The sequence below is a fragment of the Streptomyces sp. DH12 genome, from assembly GCF_020873895.1.
Lineage (GTDB): Bacteria > Actinomycetota > Actinomycetes > Streptomycetales > Streptomycetaceae > Streptomyces.
In genome coordinates this window covers 1-379 of sequence record NZ_JAHWGT010001764.1, presented here as the reverse complement: position 1 = coordinate 379, position 379 = coordinate 1, and the positions used below count along the sequence as shown (strand labels likewise).

At 73.9% G+C, this 379-nt stretch carries 1 protein-coding gene; it reads right to left on the bottom strand.

Translation table 11 applies throughout. From position 1 onward, the window contains the following. Positions 1–379, bottom strand: a 379-nt coding sequence (locus LPA54_RS42115; protein WP_228985601.1) for an acyl carrier protein, incomplete at both ends; no start/stop codon positions are given.

The following is a 379-nucleotide window of genomic DNA, read 5'->3' as shown; positions in this document are numbered from 1 at the left end:
CGGTCATCAGCAGCAGCCCGGGCACCAGGTAGGCGACGTAGGCGGACCGGCCGCCGCCGCCCAGCCCCGCGCTCATCACGTCGCCGAAGACGTACACGAAGAGCAGGAGCAGCATGACCGGTGTGAGCAGCAGGTTGAGGGTGAGGGACGGGTAGCGCCGGGCGTGCAGCAGGTTGCGGCGCACCATGGTGGACGAGTCGCGCAGGGCGAGGGAGAACCCCTCGCGGCGCAGCCGCGACACCATCTGCATGGCGAGGATGGAGTCGCCGCCCGCCTCGAAGAACTGGGCGTCGTCGGCCGCCTCGCCCAGGAGGTCGGCCCACACGGTGCGCACGGCCCGCAGGGCGTCGGCGGAGGGCGGGGCGGGGGCGGGTGCGGG